Annotated in this window: 20 protein-coding genes; 9 read left to right on the top strand and 11 right to left on the bottom strand. The window is 40.5% G+C overall.

The features are described from left to right. Positions 1–30 precede the first annotated feature (30 nt). From CH365_RS08375 to CH365_RS08360, 4 genes are all read right to left on the bottom strand, one after another. Entirely contained in the window at positions 31–987 is a 957-nt protein-coding gene (locus tag CH365_RS08375; protein WP_100768127.1) for a glycerophosphodiester phosphodiesterase, read from the bottom strand. A 33-nt stretch (positions 988–1,020) separates the two neighbouring features. Beyond that, a complete protein-coding gene (locus CH365_RS08370) occupies positions 1,021–1,740 on the bottom strand; it encodes an MIP/aquaporin family protein (protein ID WP_100768126.1) in 720 nt (239 codons plus the stop codon). Between the two features lie 7 nt (positions 1,741–1,747). Next, positions 1,748–2,488: an SDR family NAD(P)-dependent oxidoreductase gene (locus tag CH365_RS08365; RefSeq protein ID WP_100768125.1), complete on the bottom strand. Its 741-nt coding sequence runs from the start codon at positions 2,486–2,488 to the stop codon at positions 1,748–1,750. Between the two features lie 135 nt (positions 2,489–2,623). Continuing rightward, entirely contained in the window at positions 2,624–3,067 is a 444-nt protein-coding gene (locus CH365_RS08360) for a MarR family winged helix-turn-helix transcriptional regulator (protein WP_244283050.1), read from the bottom strand. A gap of 125 nt (positions 3,068–3,192) precedes the next feature. Between CH365_RS08360 and CH365_RS19975 the strand changes: the two genes are divergently transcribed. Then, a complete protein-coding gene (locus CH365_RS19975) occupies positions 3,193–3,357 on the top strand; it encodes a hypothetical protein (RefSeq protein ID WP_165782584.1) in 165 nt (54 codons plus the stop codon). A 1-nt stretch (position 3,358) separates the two neighbouring features. Beyond that, positions 3,359–4,564, top strand: a complete 1,206-nt coding sequence (locus tag CH365_RS08355) for an FAD-dependent oxidoreductase (protein ID WP_100768123.1) — start codon at positions 3,359–3,361, stop codon at positions 4,562–4,564. 18 nt (positions 4,565–4,582) lie between these two features. On the opposite strand, the gene CH365_RS08350 is transcribed toward CH365_RS08355, so the two are convergent. Next, positions 4,583–6,514 (bottom strand): ricin-type beta-trefoil lectin domain protein, encoded by a 1,932-nt coding sequence (locus CH365_RS08350; protein ID WP_208861179.1) that lies wholly within the window; start codon positions 6,512–6,514, stop codon positions 4,583–4,585. A 284-nt stretch (positions 6,515–6,798) separates the two neighbouring features. Here CH365_RS08350 and CH365_RS08345 point away from each other — a divergent pair, with 284 nt between their 5' ends. Continuing rightward, positions 6,799–7,338, top strand: a complete 540-nt coding sequence (locus tag CH365_RS08345; RefSeq protein WP_100768121.1) for a DUF4442 domain-containing protein — start codon at positions 6,799–6,801, stop codon at positions 7,336–7,338. A 12-nt stretch (positions 7,339–7,350) separates the two neighbouring features. On the opposite strand, the gene CH365_RS08340 is transcribed toward CH365_RS08345, so the two are convergent. From CH365_RS08340 to CH365_RS08330, 3 genes are all read right to left on the bottom strand, one after another. Then, positions 7,351–8,022 carry a class I SAM-dependent methyltransferase gene (locus CH365_RS08340; protein ID WP_100768120.1) on the bottom strand — a complete coding sequence of 224 codons (672 nt, stop codon included), beginning with the start codon at positions 8,020–8,022 and terminating at the stop codon, positions 7,351–7,353. Then, positions 8,023–8,865 (bottom strand): GGDEF domain-containing protein, encoded by an 843-nt coding sequence (locus CH365_RS08335; RefSeq protein ID WP_100768119.1) that lies wholly within the window; start codon positions 8,863–8,865, stop codon positions 8,023–8,025. 87 nt (positions 8,866–8,952) lie between these two features. Then, positions 8,953–9,903, bottom strand: a complete 951-nt coding sequence (locus tag CH365_RS08330; protein WP_100768118.1) for a helix-turn-helix transcriptional regulator — start codon at positions 9,901–9,903, stop codon at positions 8,953–8,955. 64 nt (positions 9,904–9,967) lie between these two features. Between CH365_RS08330 and CH365_RS08325 the strand changes: the two genes are divergently transcribed. Further along, positions 9,968–10,789 (top strand): alpha/beta fold hydrolase, encoded by an 822-nt coding sequence (locus CH365_RS08325; RefSeq protein WP_100768117.1) that lies wholly within the window; start codon positions 9,968–9,970, stop codon positions 10,787–10,789. A 239-nt stretch (positions 10,790–11,028) separates the two neighbouring features. Further along, positions 11,029–12,936: an adenylate/guanylate cyclase domain-containing protein gene (locus CH365_RS08320; RefSeq protein ID WP_100768116.1), complete on the top strand. Its 1,908-nt coding sequence runs from the start codon at positions 11,029–11,031 to the stop codon at positions 12,934–12,936. A gap of 2 nt (positions 12,937–12,938) precedes the next feature. Here CH365_RS08320 and CH365_RS08315 read toward each other — a convergent pair whose 3' ends face one another. After that, a complete protein-coding gene (locus tag CH365_RS08315) occupies positions 12,939–13,475 on the bottom strand; it encodes an inorganic diphosphatase (protein ID WP_208861188.1) in 537 nt (178 codons plus the stop codon). 352 nt (positions 13,476–13,827) lie between these two features. On the opposite strand from CH365_RS08315, the gene CH365_RS08310 reads away from it, so the two are divergent. The 3 genes from CH365_RS08310 to CH365_RS08300 all read left to right on the top strand — a co-directional run bounded on the left by CH365_RS08310 (position 13,828) and on the right by CH365_RS08300 (position 17,086). Further along, on the top strand, positions 13,828–15,417 hold the full coding sequence (locus CH365_RS08310) for an exonuclease (RefSeq protein WP_208861178.1): 1,590 nt from the start codon (positions 13,828–13,830) through the stop codon (positions 15,415–15,417). A gap of 170 nt (positions 15,418–15,587) precedes the next feature. Beyond that, the gene (locus tag CH365_RS08305; RefSeq protein WP_244283049.1) at positions 15,588–16,118 is read left to right on the top strand and encodes a TetR/AcrR family transcriptional regulator; all 531 of its coding nucleotides are present in this window, start codon (positions 15,588–15,590) and stop codon (positions 16,116–16,118) included. Positions 16,119–16,120: 2 nt separating this feature from the next. Next, positions 16,121–17,086 (top strand): MBL fold metallo-hydrolase, encoded by a 966-nt coding sequence (locus tag CH365_RS08300; RefSeq protein WP_100768112.1) that lies wholly within the window; start codon positions 16,121–16,123, stop codon positions 17,084–17,086. Positions 17,087–17,160: 74 nt separating this feature from the next. Here CH365_RS08300 and CH365_RS08295 read toward each other — a convergent pair whose 3' ends face one another. Further along, complete coding sequence (locus tag CH365_RS08295) at positions 17,161–17,976, bottom strand: carbon-nitrogen hydrolase family protein (protein WP_100768111.1); 816 nt, start codon at positions 17,974–17,976, stop codon at positions 17,161–17,163. Positions 17,977–18,071: 95 nt separating this feature from the next. Between CH365_RS08295 and CH365_RS08290 the strand changes: the two genes are divergently transcribed. Beyond that, the gene (locus CH365_RS08290; RefSeq protein ID WP_100768110.1) at positions 18,072–18,671 is read left to right on the top strand and encodes a hypothetical protein; all 600 of its coding nucleotides are present in this window, start codon (positions 18,072–18,074) and stop codon (positions 18,669–18,671) included. Here CH365_RS08290 and CH365_RS08285 read toward each other — a convergent pair. After that, positions 18,664–18,897, bottom strand: a complete 234-nt coding sequence (locus tag CH365_RS08285; protein WP_279627751.1) for a DUF2442 domain-containing protein — start codon at positions 18,895–18,897, stop codon at positions 18,664–18,666. The genes CH365_RS08290 and CH365_RS08285 overlap by 8 nt on opposite strands. Between the last annotated feature and the right edge of the window lies 1 nt (position 18,898).

Genomic DNA, 18,898 nt, shown 5'->3' with positions numbered 1-18,898 from the left:
CCGTTAGGATAAGCAGAACGAAAAGCGTGTCTAATGTTTTTTTAGAACTGAATTCAATCGATCCGGATAATCGGTAATAATTCCGTCCACACCCGTTCTAATTAATCTTTCCATTTCTTCCGTATCATTTACAGTCCATGGAATCACTTTAATTCCTAAAGAATGAGCCTTAGAAACGAATTCGTCAGTTACGTATAAGAAATAAGGAGAAATAATATCCGCTTTTAGTTCTTTTGTTTGATTTAAAACAAGTTCTCTTCTGGAACCACCGAGCCCGAATTTCATTGCGGCTCCTTGAGGATAAGTGAGAGAGAATAACGCAGAAGTTTGGATTTTCGGATTTTTTTTCTTCACCAATGAGATTGCAGGAAGATAAAAAGATTGGATCGTAGTCCGATCCGTAACTTTAGCAGTTTCGATCGCCTTGATCAAAAGATTTACATGTGTTTCTAAAATTTCATTTGAAACTTTGGACTCCGCATCATTCGGAAATTTTGTCTCTATATTAAATTTAGGGATAACTTTTCTTTTTCCTGTTCTTTCCCAGGTTTGTATTTTTTCAAAAAATTCTTGGATGGTCAAAAGTTCGGTTCCTGGAACGGAAATCTGTTCGGGGAATTTGGGATTTTTTTTGGTTCCACAATCTAGTTCTTTTAATTCTGCAAGAGTTAACTGGTATATGGATTTGGATATGATCTCAGATCCGTCTTTTTTTGTGCATAGTGTAGGATTGGATTCAGAATCATGGTGTATTATGATTTTTTGATCTTTGGTCAGAACAGTGTCTAATTCGATCGTGGTCATTCCTTGGGAAAGAGCCTCTTCGAATGCTGGCCAGGTGTTTTCAGGTTTTAATCCCCTGGCTCCTCGATGGCCTTGTAGATCCAGATTTCCTTCAATTGGCTTGTTTCGGATCTGCTCTCCTCCGCAAGATATATACATTAAAAAGAATATTGAGAATATTTGTTTGATATGGAATGATTTCATACGATTGATGCGATCCTATTATGCTTTCGAGAATTATAATATAGTTTTCAAAAATATTCCTGCAATTGCTCCTCCAATCAAAGGAGCAAGAATCGGAAGCCATGCATATTTCCATCCAGAGTTTCCTTTGTTCGGGATAGGAAGAATATAATGCGCTAACCTAGGACCTAAATCTCTGGCAGGATTGATTGCATAACCTGTGGTTCCTCCCATAGAGAGTCCGATCACCCAAACTAGAATACCTACGAAAAAAACTCCCATAGGTGTGGTTACATCCGCGATTTGAGCGGAGAAGATAGAATGTATCCCTAAGATCAGAATGAATGTCCCCAAAAACTCGCTAAAAAAGTTAGAAGGCGGATTGGATATTGCAGGTTCCGTTGAGAATACTGCTAAAATTTTTCCGGAATCCTTGGTTTCTTTCCAGTGAGGAAGATAATGCAGATACACAGCCACTGCTCCTAAAAAAGCTCCCAAAAACTGTGCAGGCAGGTATATCGGAATTTTAGAATATTCTCCCGATTGTACTGCAAACGCCACAGTAACTGCGGGGTTTAAATGTGCGTCAGCACTTCCGAACGCTTTTGCAGTAAAAACACCCAGAATTACGGCAAATGCCCAGGCCGCAGTGATCACGATCCAGCCGGAATCTTTTGCTTTAGATTTTTCTAATAGAACTCCGGCGACTACTCCGTCTCCTAAAAGTATGAGCACAAACGTGCCTAAAAATTCTCCAAAAAAAGGGGACGCCATCTATATATTACCTCATTTTTCCCATTAGCCTAACGGTTGCCTTTCTACCGATCAGCTTAGAAACTTTTACTAAAACCTTGTTCGGAAGTCCGGACACGACCGTAGGAGAACTTCTCTTTTTCAAAGCCGCCAGAGCATATTCTACTAAAGTTTCTGCGGATTGAGCGATCGCCTTAGGAAAATCTTTCGGATCTCCTCCTGCTCTTTCGAAAAAGTTAGAAACAGTCACTCCGGGGCAAAGACCCATAACGTAGACCCCTCTTTTTTTCTGCTCATACCATAAGGACTCGCTGAAAGAAGTTACAAATGCTTTAGTTGCAGAATACACACCGGAAGAGGGCATAGGAACAAGGCCCAGGGTAGAAGATATATTCATCAAAGAATCTCCTGACTGGGAATTTTTTAGGAAAGAGTAAGACAAAGAAACAAGCGAATCTATATTAAGACGAGTCATCGCTTGTAATCTAGGTAGATCTGCCTTGTGAAAAGGTCCATAAACGCCGAACCCTGCATTGTTTATTAATAAATCGTAATGATTCTCTTCCAATTCTTTTTGGATCTTTGCGGTTGATTTCGGATCGGATAAGTCGGCGACGATGATTGTATGGCCTTTTCCAAGTTCATCTATCAGTTGTTTGAGTCTGACTTCGTTTCTTGCAACTGCGGTGATCTTATAACCTTTTGCCGCAAGTTGTTTTGCAAACTCTCTTCCGATCCCTTCACTGGCTCCTGTGACTAATGCTTTCATCCTTTCCTCCCCTAAAAAATTCCGAAATTGTCGGAAATTCCTAGCTCTAAAAGTTTTCGCAGAATTGTTCTACAAGATCGGTTAGTTGAGCAAGCTTAAAAAAATACGAATAGATTAATAGAATCCTTCTAAGAATTATACGTTCGGTCGGTTCTGCAGAAGTTTTTCTCTTTCTTCTTCCATGATCCTGATCGATTTGCGGGTAAAATCCAAAATGACCTTTAGTTCTTCGGCAGTATAAGCTGAAAGTTGTTCCCAAACTGATTTGGCCAAACTTTCAAATAGGCTTCCGATTTTTTGCATAGCAGCCATATCCTCGGTCAGGAAGATTCTCACCTTTCTTCTATCGCTAGGATCATTCTTACGTTCTACAAGTCCCTTCTTCTCCAAACGATCTATGAGAGAAGTTACGGCACCGGTGCTGAGCCCCATTGTTTTAGCGATTTCTCCCGCAGTTTGAGGTCCCTGTGTAAATAGAAAGTCCACACATTTGTGATCTGTGATATGGAGACCAAGCCGATCCGCGATGGTTTGGTGGAATAAAATGGATACGGTGCTCAGGTTTTTGGAATCGGTCATAATGGATTCCATCAATTCGGGCTTCGTTTTTGGGATTTTTTTGTCTTGCAATTATTTTGACCGTCAAATATCTCGATAATCAAGATAATTAATCATCGAGTTAATTCGATTTAAGGAGAACAAATATGCCAGAAAATAGCAAGAACGAAATTCCGGATTACCCTTGGTATTCTTGGGGATCTCCGATAGGGCTCGGGGTCGCTATGATCTCCCTTTCCGTTTCTTTTGCAGTGACTGCTTATTCCTTGGTATCTGCGTTCACAGTGATCAAGGCCGCATTCGGAGGATAATATGAAACGGGAGAGGCCCAATTTTATAATCGTAGGTTCCGGAATTTCAGGGCCTTCTCTTGCATTATTTCTAAAAAGGGCAGGGTATGGAGTCCGTCTGATGGAATCCTATTCTCGCCCTGCAGAGGACATAGGAGGAGCTCTCCAGATTGCACCTAACGGGATGAAGGTGATAAGAGAATTGGGTCTGACTTCAGAAGTGTCGAAGATCGGGACATTTTCCGATGAGATGATTTTCAGGAATCATACAGGAAGGGTTCTTGCAATGATCCCGAACGGTTCAGTTTCTCAATTCGGAGAATCTGCAATCGTAGTTTCTCGTGCAAGATTTCATCTATTACTATTGGAAGCTGCGGAGAAGGAGGGAATTCCCACCGAGTACGGAAAAAAATTCTCTCATGCGGAATTTCCTTTAGATGGAGGAGTGATCGCAAAATTCGAGGATGGAAGTTTTGTAGAAGGGGATTTTCTGATCGGAGCCGACGGGAACCATTCAAAAGTCCGTAGTTTTCTTTTTCCTAATTTTCCAAAACCTGAATATACGGGGATCTTAAATGCAGGTGGATTCGTTCCCGCCGAGGTGATCCCCGAAAAATATTCCAAAAGAGGACCGATCCATTTTACTTTTGGACCAGAAGGTTTTTTCGGTTTCGCGGCCTGTGGAAATACCGAGGATACTTCATGGATGTGGTGGAGCAATATTCCGAGAGATAAGGAATATACCAGGGAAGAAATGAATTCTTTGGATGATGGAGCTTGGAAAGATAAAATATTAGAAATACATAAAGGATGGCATGACCCTATCGAAAAGATAATCCGGGCCTCTTCCACTATCCTGAAAGGAAGCGTTCATGACCTTAGGAGTCTACCTGAATGGGGAAATGATAAGGTTCTATTAGTGGGAGATGCGGCTCACGTAATGAGTCCTCATACCGGCCAAGGAGCTTCTATGGCCTTGGAAGATTCTCATACTTTATTTTCACTTTTAGAAAGATCCGATTCAGTTCAGGAGGCGTTTAGAAATTTTGAAACGATCAGACGACCGAGAGTAGAAAGGATTATAGAAGAATCCAGAAGGAATGGGAACAGAAAGAAAAAATTGGGCCCTATCGCTTGTTGGATTAGAGATAGGATCCTAACCCTGGCCTTACCTAGTTTCGCTAAGAAAGGACAGGATTGGATGTACAATTACGAGGGAATCAAATAGATTCCCTCCCTTCTTAGTTTAATATGATTTTTTCCAGAGTTGGTTACTGGTATTTTTGAATTCCCATTGGCTCACTAATGATCCGCTGGAAGTTCCGTTTGCGTCTACGGCATACAATGAGTTGATACGATTTCGGATACTGTCTCCTACAAAATCGAATCTCATATTGTTCATGTCTTTACAATCCCAGAGAGCAATCTTTCCTCCGTTACGGGTTTCTCCGCCGTTATCCATACATTTATATGGATTTAGTTTGCTTCTGAGGAAACTGTTGCTTGAGTCGTAATACCATTTTTGAGCATCCGTTCCGTTACAATTATAAACTTGTATCCTTGCTCCGTTTGCAGTGCTGCTATTGCTTACATCTAAACAAAGGTTAGAAGCTTGGTTAACCAGAGCAAAATACGGAGATTCATAATTTTTCTCCCAACGTTGGTTGTTTCCTCCATGCCAGGTCCATTGGCTGACTAAAGAACCGCTGGTAGAACCGTTAGCATCCACGGCGATAGATTCGTTTTGTCTAACTCTCATTGAATCGTCGTAAAAATCGAATCTCATATTATTCATATCTTTACAATCCCAGAGGACTATCTTTCCTCCGTTCCAATTTTCCGCCCCGTTATCCAAACACTTATCTGTATTCAGTTTGCTTCTAAGATAACTTGTAGAATGTTCATAGAACCATTTTTGAGCGTTGGTGTTATTACAATTCCAAACTTGGACGCGAGCATTATTCTCGGTGCTGCTATTACTTACGTCTAAACATAGATTGGACTGTTTACTTTTTAAAGTGAAGTATCTCGGTTCTAGATCGTTCACATCCATACATGCTTCGAATGCATATTGAGAGAAACGAGGACCCGCAAAGTCTACCATTGCAATGTTAATACGTTGTCCTGATTTTTTGGCTTCTCTATCCAAGTCATAAACAAAACTTGCATGATCCAATTTATCATTGGTAAGATCTTCGATACTTCCCCAGTAAGGTGGAAAGATGATCTGAGCCGCATTTGGGGTTAGGATCATTTGAGCTACGTAAAATTTACCTTCTCTATTGTCCTTGATGCGTGCTCTAAGCGCATTCACTAGATCGGATTCGCTTCCTGTATTCTGCCAGTCGCTCTTCATTGTCTGGCCTTGGTTCCAATATAGCTGGGATAAGTCTGCATAGTTTCCGCCACCCCAGATCAGGATTACGTTCTTGTCTAGGTCCCAAAGTTGGGAGAAACTAACAGAATTTCCTAAATTGCGAGGCGCCATTCTGGAACCTAAATAAGGAAGAACCAGTTGGTCTTTTAGTTCATAATGTTCTGCGTCGCTCATACTATCCACATTCTGGATGTGAACGAATACGATTTCTTTCTTACGATTATTCACGAAACTGGAGATATGCTGGAATACTTCCTGAGCGGAAACAGAAACACTAGAACCGTGATGGATCTTAAATTGTCCGTCTATCTTTTTGATCCGAAGATCGAAGTAACGATACCCCAGAGATAATTGTTCCCCCACTGTGTATTCCTGGGTTTGGGAAATATTCTCGTCAATTCCCTGGATTCCATAGGTTCCGGAATCGTGAGTTCCTGGGATACAAATGTTTCTGAGCTGGGTATTGGATCTGGACTGGTATCCGCTACTCATCCATGCTTGCGGATCGATTTGCAGTTTTGGAGCATACACAGGGATAGGACTTCTTCCGTTTTTACCCTTAGTACCTCCACCCTCGAAAGGAATCCCGCTTGGTTGGTCCAAAGGTGCAGGAGTCAGGTATTCTGCCTTATAATTTATGTCTGCTGGGAGAGAGCCTCCGGATTTGCCGTTAGCCTGGACTAAAAATAACAAAGAATCGTAGTTTGAGGAGGAATCTTTGCATCCGGCTCCGATCAGGGACAGAGCGCAAAGATATGCGACTGCGACGATCCGAGAAGGAAGTGTCTTGGAACTTTTCATTTTTTCACCATTCAAATGATCTATTTTTCTGCATTATAAAAGTTTAATGCTTGGCCCGGATATCCGGAGTAGAAAAAGAAATACTCGAAACTAAATCCCTGTCAACGTCCTTTCCAATATTTTTAAAAAGTTAACATAACGATCGTTTTCTAAAGAATTTTTACGTTCTAGATTTGTTATCTTAATATAATCGGAATATAAGGGAAGGTTTCGGGAATGAGCAACAGGAGAAATCGCCTTGCCGAGAAGAATGCTACTTTCAATCTGGCAGCAAAGAATCCATTATGAAATTATACTCTAGCGATAAAAAAGAATCTCTTAGTTCTTGGTGGCTGCGTTTTCGTTTAAACCATTGGCCTTGTTTATGGTGCACAGGAGGGAAAATACAATTCATCTCTTCGGATCTAAGAGAGCTTCATGTAAGTTTAAAAAAAAATCTTCGCACATTGAATCGAGTAGGGACAATTTACGGAGGAAGTATCTATAGTTCCGTAGATCCATACTATATGTTAATGATGATGTGGATACTCGGGCCGGATTACGTGGTCTGGGACAAAGCAGCAAAAGTGAAATTTGTTCGACCAATCCTAGGCAAAGTAAAGATCCGATTTTTGATCACAGAAGAGTTGATCGAAAAGACAAAACGAGATATATTAGAAAAAGGTGAAATTGTTTTCGACCTTCCCGCAAAATACGAGGATGAAGAAGGGACGGTATATGCTACCTTCGAAAAAACGATCTATGCCGCTTCCAAAGAATTTTATGAGAAGAAGTTAGCTTCTAAAAATATTACATCTGCCTTTAAGCCTAGCAAAAGAAGTTAAATCAGAAGTTTCTTATTTTGAGACGATCCATCCCCCTACATGCAAAGATTTGAATTTTTGAGAACTTCGAGAAAATCCTGCTTCTAAAAAAAGTTCACCGTATCTGGGGCTTTCAATACGATGCAGTTCAAACACCCTTTTGAGATAGATTTCGACTGCTTCTTCTTCCCAGCCTTGGAAATTGATTAAGTACGATTTTATATTTTGGAATAAGGTCTTAGATTCTTTTGGCTCGGGATCGAATAGATCGAATAAGACCAAACTTCCACCTTTTTTCAATCTACCGCATATCTCTTTTAACAGAGAAAGTTTGTCTCCGGAATCCGGAAGAAAATGTAAAACGAATAATAGAGTAGCGGAATCGTATTCTTCTACGAGTGGAAGTTCTCCCACTGTTCCGCAGATAAATTTAAGTTGGGGGAATTTTTTCTGAGCCTGCTCTATCATTTCGGGAGAAGGATCCAGACCGGTTATCGAAAACCGATCCGGAGAAACTTCCAATAATTTAGCAAAGTCTGCTCCGGTTCCACAACCTACCGATAAGATCTTTCCTTTTTCAGGGGTATTTTCTAAAAGATAGATTGCTACCAATTCCATAATCCCTGAGTAAAATGGGATCATTTTGCCTATCCTTCTGTTGTAAACCTTTGCCCTTTCCCCTTCGAACTTTTCTACGTGGCTCATTTAATTTCCTGTTTGGACTTTTTGTAGAAGAACATCGTATGTGGAACCATCTTCCGGATACATTGCAACTCCTAAGGATACTTTGATTTTCACCTTTCCCCAAGAACCGCTGGAACTGGATTCCGAAAATAATCTTTTGATTTTCTCCGCTCTTTCCAAAACTATATTCTTTTGTGCTCCAGGAAGAAGAAGTAAGAATTTTTCGCCTCCGATCCGAGATGCGATATCGCTCCTTCTGGAATTTTCCAAAAGTATTCTTCCCATTTCTTTCAGAAGAAGGTCTCCTCCGCTATTCCCGAAAGTTTCGTTGATCTCTTTTAGCCCATCTATATCTAAATGAACCACGCCGATGCTGGTGCCACTTCTTTCTGCTCTATAAAGTTCTGCTTGGAAGGATTCGACGGTATATTCTCGATTGAAAAGACCTGTAAGTTTATCACGGATCTCTAATTCTTTAATCCGGTTCTCTCTTCTTCTAAAAAGAGTCTCATATCTTTTAGCCTTTGCTTCCAAAAAAGATCTTTCCGTGATGTCTCTGAAATAGAATGCATTTGCCGGTTCTTTATCATCTACTAGGATGGGAATCGTCCTGCATATGAATCTTTTTTTACCTGAAGATAGATGTAAGGTAAGATGAGAATGTTTTTTGGAATCCACCGTTGAAAGTTCTGAATACCAAGAAGAATGTTTTAGATCGTTTTTTTCAGGAACAAGCCCAAGCTCTTTTGCTTGAGAATTCGAATCCAAAAGTTTTCCTTTATGATCGGAGATTAGTATCGCATCTTCCTGGTTTTCCAGAAAGTTCTGGTTTCGGATCCAATAGTTTTTAAGAGAAGAAGTCATGAAAAATTCTGTTCAAAAAATTACCCAGGATTTGCGGGAAAATCAATCTTCTTCTGACTTTCTAAAAATTCGATCAGGAAGAAGTTTTTATTCGTAAATTTTCAGGATTTCTTTAGCCTTATGTCGAATTGCATCCTGCAATTCCAAAGGCTCCAGAACAAAAACGGAATCACAGTATTGCAACATACTTCCTAACGCCCATTCTTTGGTTTCCATATCGATTACCATTTCGGCAAAACCTTTTGCCATAGGTTTATGGCTTAGGCATTTCATATAAGGAATACTTTTGATATGTTCTGCGGTGGCATCCGTAACCTTAACTTTGATCAGATATTTGGGGACTCTAGATTTAAATTCTTTGATCCATTCTTCCCAATATTTTCCTAGATCGAATTTTTTAGGTCTTTCGAATCTTTCCGTAGTTATTGTGGCTTCTTTGATTCGGGAGATCCGATAGACTCTCATTTCTTTTCCACGTTTGGCAACTACGTACCAGATCGTGTCCTTGGCTACGAGTCCGTAAGGTTCTATGATTCTTGGCTCGGGTTTTCCACCATCTTTCTCGTAAATGATCTTTACTTTTTTTTCTTCCCAAACTGCGTCTTGTAGTATGGGAAGAAGTGGAAGTTCTCTGATCGCACGCCCCCAACCTAGGCCGTCTATATGAATTCTTTGTCTAGCGGTTTCTGCATCCTTTCTATAAGCGGGTGGAAGAGAAGCCATGAGTTTGACGAATGCAGAATCGAAATCCTTTTTCTTGCCTAGGTCCTCCAATACCCGAGAAGAATGTACTAATAATAAGGAGATTACTTCCTCTTTTTTAAAACCTGTAAGGTTTGTCCTATAACCCTCGCTTAAAGTCCAACCTCCGCCGACCCCTCTTTCCGCATAGATTGGAATACCAGCCGAAGAAAGAGCTTCCATATCTCTATGCACTGTGCGTTCGGAAATTTCTAATTTTTTGGAAAGTTCCTTAGCGGTGGTCCTTCCTTTGGCCTGTAGATGCAGTAGAATATTTAGAAGCCTATCAGCTCTCATAAATTTAGTATAAATCTCTAAATATGACAGAACTTGTCATGTATATTCTGGCATACTTGTTTTTATGATTACTTTAGCAACCTCCGTTTTTGGCATCGTTCTTTGTAAGGGTGAAATTATCAAAACCTCAGTCCACGGTCCTACCGGCAAAATTTCCTATAAAGACGAGGGATTCGGTGGAATGCCTGTGGTATTTATCCATTCTTTCGGTGGGAATGTTTCTCATTGGGAAGAGATCAAAGAGAAGCTCATCCCGAATAGAAGAGTTGTCCGGATAGAACTCAGAGGTCACGGAGATTCCGAATTCCCTAAAGATGGAGATTATAGGATTTCTTCTATGGCACAGGATCTGGCCACAGTAGTAAATCTTTTGGGACTACAAAGATTCGTGCTCGTTGGGCATAGTATGGGAGGAAGTGTAGCATTACAATACGCAGGAGAAAATCCAAGTAGAGTAGCAGGACTAGTTCTTGTAGATTCTAACGGTGATCCGAAAAAATTACCTGAAGCAGTTCGCAATCAAATCAAGAATACATTATATTCAGACGCGTATGTGCAAACTACAGAAGCATATTGGGAACAATTACTGGCGAATTCTAAACCCGAAATAAAAGAAAGATTAATGGGTGAATTGACCAGAGCCCCGAAAGATACCGTGATCAAGATTACTTCCGAATTATTGGATTATGATCCAAACCATTCTTTAAAAAGATACGTTGGGCCAAAGCTTGCGATAGTCACTCCCGAAAATGACGACCAATTTGCATTGCATAGGCTACATTTAGGATTTCCTCATACTGTGGTTACAAATGCGGGACATTGGTTGCAATTGGACCAACCGGAAGAATTCCGCAATATCTTGGAAACCTTCTTACAGAAATTCTAACATACAAAACTCCCGGATATTCGTCCGGGAGGCCTCTATAAGATTTTCATCGAACGAGAGTTATAGGTTCTTGTTTGGAAAATTTTTTCAAAAATCCCGCGGAATTTCCTAATTTCTGATTTAATTGATTACGGAAATTTATTAGTATTGCTCCCGCTTTCCGTAGAAGGGCCGGGAAATTCATATTTCGATCCTAGGAAACAAGGACATTCCGTCGTCCAATTTTGAATTAAAGTTTTATGAAATCTTTTAAAGTTATTCCGCTCGTATTATTTTTGGTCCTAACGTTATTCTCTTGTCGTAGTAAAAATTCCGCTAAAATTTCTCCACTTGCAGAAAACGGAGTTTTGGATCTGAGAGATTGGAACTTCGCAGAAGATGGAATCGTAAAACTAGACGGAGAGTGGAAATTCCAGTGGATGAAACTTGGGGTTTCTCGACCGGACCTGGGCTTAAAAGATGCTCAAACTCATATAGTTAATGTTCCGGGCAACTGGAACCAAATCCCCAAACTGGATGGGATGAATCCTTTGATGGCTTTCGGATATGGGACTTATACTTTAAAAATTATTCCGGGCCAAAATCAAGGAAGACTAATGATGCACTTCCAGGGGGCAGGGACCGCAGCTTCTATCTATGTAGATGGAAAGAAGATCATGGGAAATGGAGTAGTGGGTCCTGACGAAAACTCATCTCGTCCTCAGTATCTTCCGCTGTATGTTGCAATTGGACAACCAAATAAAGAAATCCTAATCCAAGCAGAGATCTCGAATTTTAATCATTATAAGGGAGGTCTTTGGGAATCTCTTAGGCTGGGAACGGAAGCCGATCTTCTGAACTTCCGGGACAATAGTGCCTTTAGCGAGATGTTCTTGTTCGGAAGTATTATCATAATGGCATTATATCATTTTGGTCTGTATTCTTTAAGAAGAAGGGACATGACCGGATTATTTTTCGGAGCATTCTGCGCTAGCATCTGTCTCAGGATCTTTGTAACAGGAGAAAGATTCCTGATCCAAAAATTCCCTTATTTGCCTTGGGAGTTTTTTAATAAACTAGAATACATTTCCTTCTACTTGGCCGTTCCTTTTTTCATCTATTATCTTGATGCATTGTATCCGCATTCATTCTCCGCTAAGTTAAAAAAGGTTTTTATAGGATTTAACCTGGTCGTATCCGCAATGGTGGTGGTTACGCCTGCAAGCATTTACACTCACACTTTGATCCCATTCCAAGTATGTTTAATTTTTGTAATATTGTGGATCTTCTTCGTATTAGTTCGTTTGGTAAGAAGTGGGGCAGAAGGTTCTCTAATGGCAATTGGAGGAGTGATCGCGCTAACTGCTGCAGCTATTAATGATAGTTTGTATTCGCAGGCGGTTGTCAATACCGGATATTATCTACCGTTGGGATTATTCGTTTTTATATTCGTGCAGTCTTATCTTCTCTCCTTCCGGTTTTCCCAGGCGTTCTTATATATAGAACGTCTGTCTGACAACTTACTGGAAGTGAACAAGGCCTATAGTAGATTCGTTCCTTTGGCATTTCTGAAATTTTTGAACAAGAGCGATATCACAGAGATCGGCTTAGGAGATCAGGTCCAAAGAGAAATGACTATTCTCTTTTCGGATATCAGATCCTTTACACAACTTTCCGAAAAGATGACTCCTAAGGATAATTTCGACTTCTTGAATTCTTATATGAGAAAAATGGGACCGATTATCCGTAAACACGGCGGTTTCATAGATAAATATCTGGGTGATGGGATCATGGCACTCTTTCCTAGTCTGCCCGACCAAGCTCTGGATGCTGCAATGGAGATGCTCAGAGAATTGGAAAGCCTAAATCAATCCAGGGCGGATCGACATTATGAACCGATCCAAATCGGTATCGGACTTCATACGGGAACATTGATGCTCGGAACGATTGGAGAAGAAGAAAGAATGGATGGGACAGTGATCTCGGACGCAGTCAATCTCGCTTCTCGTATCGAAGGATTGACCAAGGAGTTTCATGCGAACCTTCTACTTAGCGAAAGCACATACCGCAAGTTGAAGAATCGCAGAAAGTATTCCTTCAAAAAATTAGGCAAAGTAAAAGTGAAGGGAAAATCCAAGTCCAGCGAAGTATACGAGGTCTTGGGCTGACCTCACTTTTTAGGGAACTTCTGTTTATAAAAATCTAATGCTCTGAGGATTAGCTCTTTTGCTACCTCTGGGCCTTCTGGTTCTTCTACCCTGACTTCTTTTTTTTCTAATTGTTTATAAACGGAGAAGAAGTGGGTCAACTCTGCTCTAAAAGAATTCGGAAGTTGAGAGACATGTTCTACGCCGTCAAAACTTCTATCTCCTGAAGCGACAGCCAGGATCTTTTCGTCACCTTCTCCTCTATCAATCATTCTCATGACCCCGACCACTCTGGCAGGTACCAAACAAAGTGGGGGAACTTCTTCCGAGCAAAGTACTAGGATATCCAAAGGATCCTTATCATCTCCCAAGGTTTGGGGAATAAAACCGTAATGAGCAGGATAGTGAGCGGAAGCAAAAAGTACACGATCTAGCTTGATTAGCCCGGAGTCCTTATCTACTTCGAACTTGGCCTTACTTCCGGAAGGAATTTCCACAAGTGCATGAACTTCGTGAGGAGGATTTGGGCCGGGACTGGCCTCGTGCCAAGGATGTTGTATCATGCGGAGATCTTGGAACCGAATGGATGTATAGCAAGCATATTCCTGCTACAATTTTGTAGGAATTCCAACATCGGGGATAAAGTCAAAACTCGCAGAAGGATTTTAAAACGAACGATCTTTATAGTTTCCATTTCGGTAAGTATACTCTATCTATTCGAAAAATATAATAAGACATATTTTATAAATAAAATAATGACTATGAACTAATTTTGGAACGTTTATAAAATTTTACTTAACATAAATAATTTTTTAATTTATTATATTATCTTAAAATTCCGAATAATTTCTACGTTCTCATCGTCTTCCTACTTTAGGAAGAAATTTATTGATTTCTTTTCGGGATGTTCAAATGGAAACAATGATAACACCTGATCGACAAAACCAACCAACGACTGAGTTTGGAAAATTCGCATCTTTTAGACCTATATATTTACAGATCAAATCCAAAGACTCATACCCTAATGATGAAAGGCCTTATTTCAGTCCTGATATGGAAAGGCTTTTGTTACTCGCTGGAGAGTCTACGAATAGCGAAGGTTTAAACTCCGGCAAGCTCCCGGCATATCCTGCTGCCACTGAATTGGATTACAAGTTCGTGGAGGAGATCAGCGAACTGATCTCTAAAGGTCTATTATTAGTAGTTCCGAGGATCTATGCAAAAAAGAACACGGGTGAGTTGGAGATACTTCTTCATGTATTAGGAGCTAAATCTTCCAAAAAAGGAAGTCCTGAGACAGTAAGGGATATATTTTTCCAGATCGCTCGAAAATCCGCTGGAACGATCCGAAATTTCGAGATCACCTCGCAAAACGATAGAGAGATCGTTTTGAACGAAGTGTTGTATTCTTTAGCGGATGGAAATACTCCTCATTTTAAATACGTTTACGCGGACAAAGCCAAAGAATTATTAGGGAAAATATATCATAAAAACATAATGCATAAGGATTTGATAGATGATTATTATAAGCTGATCCATTCCTTTATCCAGGAAGAGGGGATCCTGACCAGGACTTCTACCTGCGGTTATATTCATGTTCCGGATCAGGATGCTGATACATTATTCACGCAGGTATCCGAATTATACGAAAAGAGAGTGATCCCTAAATTAGTTACAGAAAATCCTAAATTAGCGGAACAATTGATCTCAATTCGAGAAACCATTCTTTCCGACGAATCCGGTCTACTGAACGACGATCCATTATTGATCCGAAAATCAATTTACTCGGAAGAGTTTGCAAAACTGACCCAACTTTCGGGAAACAAAGGAGCTTACTCCGACTTCTTCCGTTTATCCAGAGTGATCACTCAAAAATCTCTGGAAAGTGATATGTTTTTGAAAGGAGCCAGGGAAAAGAGTGTGGAGAACGGGCTCAAAAAAGTGGTGCTGAGCGGAAAAGGCGCTATGGCACGTTATATGTCTTTATCAATCGGAAGGGACGTCCCGTTTGATTCGGAAGTTATTAAATCCGTACAACATGATTCTAGTTTATTGAGCTGTATATATTACAGCCAGGAAGGTCCGGAGTTGTTCATTTGCCCTTGGGACAAGGTTTTGATCAAAAATATGCTCCGAGAATTGTCCGAAAGATTCGCATTTAATAATATGACCAGCCTGAGCTTCCTGTTGATGCTTTTCAAAAATAAGGACAAACTTCTTCCTTTACTCTCCGATGAATCCGCTGCGGAAGATTTTAGGAACGTAGGGTATAGCTGCCTTGCCCATACATTTCCTTGGTATCGAAGACTGGCTTTCTTTTTAGGATTTAAAGGAAACATGCTAACCGATGTTTTCCGAGAGTTGGGAGATATCCAATATCACCAAATGGGCGAAAAACTGAAATTCGAAGAGAAGATTAGTGCTATCAGACAAAAGCTCAAAGAAGAATTGATCGTAGAAGTCCGTGAGCAGATGGCCGGAATTCTAGAAGGCAAATCCTAAAAATCTTTATTCGTTAAAAAATAGAAGGACCCGAGCCGAAATCCATTTTAGGCCCTTGGTTTAAGATTTGCTTTTTTTTCTAAAAATATGTTGACCGGTCTATTTTTATCTGATCTAAAGATCCTATGGGTCAGAAGGGAGAAATCGCTAAGGAAAAGATGGTCCGCGCCATGGCGGAACGTTTGGAAATCGGGGGATATGCGGGAACTGGGTTAAACGATATCGTAGAAGATGCAAAGGCCCCCAAAGGATCTATCTATTTCCATTTTCCTGGTGGAAAGGAAGAATTGGCTTCTTTAGCTCTTCTGGTATCCGGCAACGAATTGGCCAAGGAATTGAAGGCGGTTTTGGATTCTGCCAAATCGGTTCCTTCAGGAATCCAAAGGATATTTTCAGCCTTAGAATATAGGCTCGTGTCTTCCGATTTTTCCAAGGGTTGCCCAATTATGACCACGGCTTCCGAGACAGCCTCGGAACCTTCCTTAGTGAACTCAACCTGCTCTGCGGTTTTTCAAGATTGGATCTCCATATTGGATTCGTTTTTCCGGAAGAACGGATTCGAGGAGAACAGATCTTCTGAACTCGCAGTAAGTATCCTTTCCTTATTGGAAGGAGCCATTCTGATTTCCAGGACTAGCCGAAATACGAACGCGATACGCTCCGCTTCTAAAACGGCAAAACTTCTCGTTTCGGAGAAATAATTATGAAACTTAAAATCACATTTTCGGCGATACTCGCCGTTTTACTTTTAGTATTTTGTACTGCATTAGGAATTCCTAAATTAGCAGTTTCAGAAATCCCTGAATTGGAAAAATTATCCAAGGACCCCAGATTGGAAAATCCTTCCGGATTATCCAAACTCAAATTTACGATCTTTAAAACAGGGGAGAAGAAGGCCTCTTCCGCATTCATATTCGAAGGCGGACCTTTATTTCACAGAAAACAGATCTATCATAGTGTTGTTTTTGTTGAACATCCCAAAGGAACTTTTTTATTCGATTCGGGGCTCGGGACCCAGATCCAGGAACAATACAAGGACCATAGATTTTATGTAAAACCTATGGTTGCTTATCAAAATCCGAATCCATTGGTTTCTCAATTAAAAGCGAACGGGATTGACTCGGACAAGATAGGAGATATCGTTCTTTCTCATTTACATTGGGACCATGCGGGCGGAGTAGAAGATTTTCCTAAGGCAAGGATTTGGTCCACGGAAGAAGGCAGAAGACATCTACAAGAGTTTGGAGTTCAGAAAGGATACTTACCGAAACAATTAGATTCAGAAAATATAATATGGAAGAATCTTGGGTTTTCTTCTAAACCTTATGAGAACTATTCCAAGAGCCTGGATTGGTTCGGAGATGGGTCAGTTGTATTTGTTCCTATGGAAGGACATACTGCAGGAGATATAGGGATGTTTTTGAATCTACCTTCTGGAAAAAGATTCTTTTTTACTGGGGATATAACCTGGGCAAAAGAAGGTTTTGAAATTCCTTCACATAGGACCAGGCTATTGAGATCTATCGTAGACAGAGACCAGGAATTAGTCGGAAAGGAAATCTATAGAGTACATTCTCTTTTAAAAGTATATCCGAATTTAGAAGTTATTCCTGCTCACGATGGAGAAGTGATCGATCGTTTGGGATTGTATCCTCATTGGACAGAATGAGTTCTCTCAAATAAAATCGAATCTATTCTTTAAAATTGTTTGAGTCGCCTCCGGAAATATCTGGAGGCACAGCATTATTCATGAATACGTCGATGTTTTAGTGCGGGTATTTTTTTACGGACCTTCTGCACTTCTTCCAGATCTATTTCTGTTAATAGAACTTTTTCTCCTTCTTCTGCGTCTCCGAGAATGTTCCCCCAGGGATCTACCACTAAAGAATGTCCGTAAGTTTCTCTTCCTTTTAGATGAGTTCCGGTTTGGGCCGGTGCAAATATAAAACATTGGTTTTCGATTGCCCTTGCTCTCAGTAGAATTTCCCAATGAGCCTGTCCTGTGATCTTGGTGAAAGCAGAAGGAACAAAGATCATTTCTGTATCTTTCTTTATGATCTCTCGGAACAATTCAGGAAAGCGCAAATCGTAACAGATCACCGAGGAAATATTTCCAAGCTCCGGGCTTTTGTATGTTTCCGGGACGATTTGGCCGGACTCCACAGTTCTGGATTCTCTGTATTCTATCCCGTCTCCAGGATCGGTATCGAATAAATGGATCTTATGATATTCGAATTTTTCTTTTCCGTCCGGCCCGAAGATGATGGAGGTATTAAAAACTTTTCCGTTCGGAGCAGGATTCGGAAATCCGCCGGCAAGAATAGTTATATTCAGTTTTTTTGAAATATCAGAAAGAAGGTTTACGGTTTTAGTGGCGATCTCATTTGCTCGTTCTAATTTCTCTTTTTCGGATCCTAAAAAAGGAAAATTTTCGGGAAGACCGATAAGTTTTGCACCTTCCGAAGCAGCCTCACGAATAAAGTTCTCGCATTTTTGCAGATTCAGATCTATATCCGGTCCGCTATTTAATTGGATCAGTCCTAAAAGAAAACGGTGCATAGACTCAGTATTCCAGATCCTCGGACAAAATGCAAAATGATATTCTTTACATTCTGCTTGTCTAAGCTCCTTCCCGGCAAAATTTAGGAGAAGTTATGGCATTCGCCCTGAAAGAATTCAAATCTATCCAAAACTTTTACTCCGAAAAAAAACATAAGGAGAATGTTTGGGCCCTCGTCTATTTACTCCTACGATATTTAAGTAGCGGAGAAGGGGCTATCCAAGCAGTCCAAACGTCCTGGTTACAGGGCCTTCCTGAGAATTTGTCGGAAGAAGACAAGAAAGAAGCGTCCGAAAAAGTTTTGGAACTTGCGGACCTTCTTCTGGAAGCATTACGTTCTTGGAGAGATTTAGCGGATGAAGAAGGTTCCGAATCCGTAATGGAAGATGTGTTGGAGCTCGGACAATCGGTTTTAATAGAAACCAAAGAAATGGGAGAATTTTCCGAACTGGTCCGAGAAGAGTCTTTGGATATTATTTCAGATCTTTGTTTGGTATGTGGAGTTGAGATCCCGAAAGCGGGTTATAAAAAGATAGATCTTTCTGCCTTTGACGATTCCGATATCGCGGAAGAAGTGGAGGAATGGATCATCGCGCTTTCTTCTTTCGAAAAAGCAGAAGAAGCTTCCGACTTGGAAGACGGTTTTCTCGTCCTTTTTGTGAAGGTGTTCTTATTTTATATTTTCTTTAAGTAGAAGGTTCTAAGGGAAGTTGAAATTTCCCTTCTAAAATTCCTTGGACGGTTAGATCTTCGTCCAAGTTTTCCCAACGAAGTGCATGGCCTTTTAATTCTAATTTAACTTCTTGGAGTTGTGAATCCGAGGCAGCTTTTAATAATTTGAATCTATCAGCGGGGAAGCCTAAAATTCTACCGTCGCTCAACTCTAAATAGATCATTCGATTCTCTACCCAGACCTTGATT

The organism is Leptospira neocaledonica (assembly GCF_002812205.1).
GTDB lineage: Bacteria > Spirochaetota > Leptospiria > Leptospirales > Leptospiraceae > Leptospira_B > Leptospira_B neocaledonica.
This window is presented reverse-complemented; position numbering and strand designations above follow the sequence as displayed.

Coding starts and splice junctions, on each gene's coding strand:
- CH365_RS08375 (WP_100768127.1), bottom strand. CDS start 987: ATGAAATCATTCCATATCAAACAAATATTCTCAATATTCTTTTTAATG.
- CH365_RS08370 (WP_100768126.1), bottom strand. CDS start 1,740: ATGGCGTCCCCTTTTTTTGGAGAATTTTTAGGCACGTTTGTGCTCATA.
- CH365_RS08365 (WP_100768125.1), bottom strand. CDS start 2,488: ATGAAAGCATTAGTCACAGGAGCCAGTGAAGGGATCGGAAGAGAGTTT.
- CH365_RS08360 (WP_244283050.1), bottom strand. CDS start 3,067: ATGACCGATTCCAAAAACCTGAGCACCGTATCCATTTTATTCCACCAA.
- CH365_RS19975 (WP_165782584.1), top strand. CDS start 3,193: ATGCCAGAAAATAGCAAGAACGAAATTCCGGATTACCCTTGGTATTCT.
- CH365_RS08355 (WP_100768123.1), top strand. CDS start 3,359: ATGAAACGGGAGAGGCCCAATTTTATAATCGTAGGTTCCGGAATTTCA.
- CH365_RS08350 (WP_208861179.1), bottom strand. CDS start 6,514: ATGAAAAGTTCCAAGACACTTCCTTCTCGGATCGTCGCAGTCGCATAT.
- CH365_RS08345 (WP_100768121.1), top strand. CDS start 6,799: ATGAAATTATACTCTAGCGATAAAAAAGAATCTCTTAGTTCTTGGTGG.
- CH365_RS08340 (WP_100768120.1), bottom strand. CDS start 8,022: ATGAGCCACGTAGAAAAGTTCGAAGGGGAAAGGGCAAAGGTTTACAAC.
- CH365_RS08335 (WP_100768119.1), bottom strand. CDS start 8,865: ATGACTTCTTCTCTTAAAAACTATTGGATCCGAAACCAGAACTTTCTG.
- CH365_RS08330 (WP_100768118.1), bottom strand. CDS start 9,903: ATGAGAGCTGATAGGCTTCTAAATATTCTACTGCATCTACAGGCCAAA.
- CH365_RS08325 (WP_100768117.1), top strand. CDS start 9,968: ATGATTACTTTAGCAACCTCCGTTTTTGGCATCGTTCTTTGTAAGGGT.
- CH365_RS08320 (WP_100768116.1), top strand. CDS start 11,029: ATGAAATCTTTTAAAGTTATTCCGCTCGTATTATTTTTGGTCCTAACG.
- CH365_RS08310 (WP_208861178.1), top strand. CDS start 13,828: ATGGAAACAATGATAACACCTGATCGACAAAACCAACCAACGACTGAG.
- CH365_RS08305 (WP_244283049.1), top strand. CDS start 15,588: ATGGCGGAACGTTTGGAAATCGGGGGATATGCGGGAACTGGGTTAAAC.
- CH365_RS08300 (WP_100768112.1), top strand. CDS start 16,121: ATGAAACTTAAAATCACATTTTCGGCGATACTCGCCGTTTTACTTTTA.
- CH365_RS08295 (WP_100768111.1), bottom strand. CDS start 17,976: ATGCACCGTTTTCTTTTAGGACTGATCCAATTAAATAGCGGACCGGAT.
- CH365_RS08290 (WP_100768110.1), top strand. CDS start 18,072: ATGGCATTCGCCCTGAAAGAATTCAAATCTATCCAAAACTTTTACTCC.